The 327-nt window shown below is 68.8% G+C and carries 1 protein-coding gene; it reads right to left on the bottom strand.

Translation table 11 applies throughout. The annotated features are described in order from the left end of the window. Positions 1–327: agmatine deiminase family protein (locus tag ABGA94_RS21665; protein WP_375368075.1), on the bottom strand; the 327-nt coding region annotated here is incomplete at both ends.

The following is a 327-nucleotide window of genomic DNA, read 5'->3' as shown; positions in this document are numbered from 1 at the left end:
ACCGCGAAAACCCGTCGCGTTCTCGATCGCGAGACGATCGGCCGGCGATTCGACCACGCACAGCTGGCTGCGCTCGCGGCTGCTGTTGGCACAGGTCGGGCACAGCTCGGTTTCGCTGTTGGCGTCCAGCGCATCGCGGATCGCATCCAGCGTGGCCTCTTCTTCGCGGCGCATGTGCTTGGCCAGGAACGCCAGTTGGCGCTTGTGGGCGATGTGGGCGTCGGTGTCGTCGCCTTCCAGGTAGCCGTGGTCCAGCCACAGCACGCGGTCCTGCTGCAGCCAGTCGGCCAGGTCGGCGCTCAGGCTGGCGCGGTCGCGGTCCGGGTG

The sequence above is a fragment of the Stenotrophomonas sp. 3diitr2024 genome, from assembly GCF_042136455.1.
In the GTDB taxonomy this organism is placed as follows: Bacteria; Pseudomonadota; Gammaproteobacteria; order Xanthomonadales; family Xanthomonadaceae; genus Stenotrophomonas; species Stenotrophomonas sepilia.
Note: the sequence above shows the minus strand (reverse complement) of the source record. Positions and strands in the feature narration are given on the sequence as shown.